A 335-nucleotide genomic window follows, 5' to 3' on the forward strand; every position below is an offset into this window, starting at 1 on the left:
CGATCATGTCAGGGGTCTCGAACATCGAGCGGGTGTACATGAACTCCCAATGCAGCGACAGGCTCTTGCGCTTGAGCTTGCTCACGTCCAGCGCCTTGGGGTCGTCGATCAGCGCCAGCTTGCCTTGAGGTAGCAGGGCCTCGACCAGTTGGTCCAAGTGATGGTCGGTCTGGGTCAGGCTGGCAACGTGGGTCACCTGCGGGTGGCCGGCGGCTTTCAAGGCTTCGCTCAGTGGTTGGCTGTGGTCGACCACCAGATCGGCGCCCAGCGCCTTGGCCCATTCCTGAGTCTCGGGGCGCGAGGCCGTGCCGATGACTTTCAGCGCAGTGAGCCGG

1 protein-coding gene is annotated in these 335 nt (G+C 63.9%); it reads right to left on the bottom strand.

All coding sequences use genetic code 11. The features are described from left to right. Positions 1–335, bottom strand: a 335-nt coding sequence (locus tag SB765_RS28585) for a zinc-binding dehydrogenase (RefSeq protein WP_410932350.1), incomplete at both ends; no start/stop codon positions are given.

Origin of the sequence: Pseudomonas sp. SIMBA_067, from assembly GCF_046534675.1 — a bacterium.
Taxonomy (GTDB): Bacteria; Pseudomonadota; Gammaproteobacteria; order Pseudomonadales; family Pseudomonadaceae; genus Aquipseudomonas; species Aquipseudomonas putida.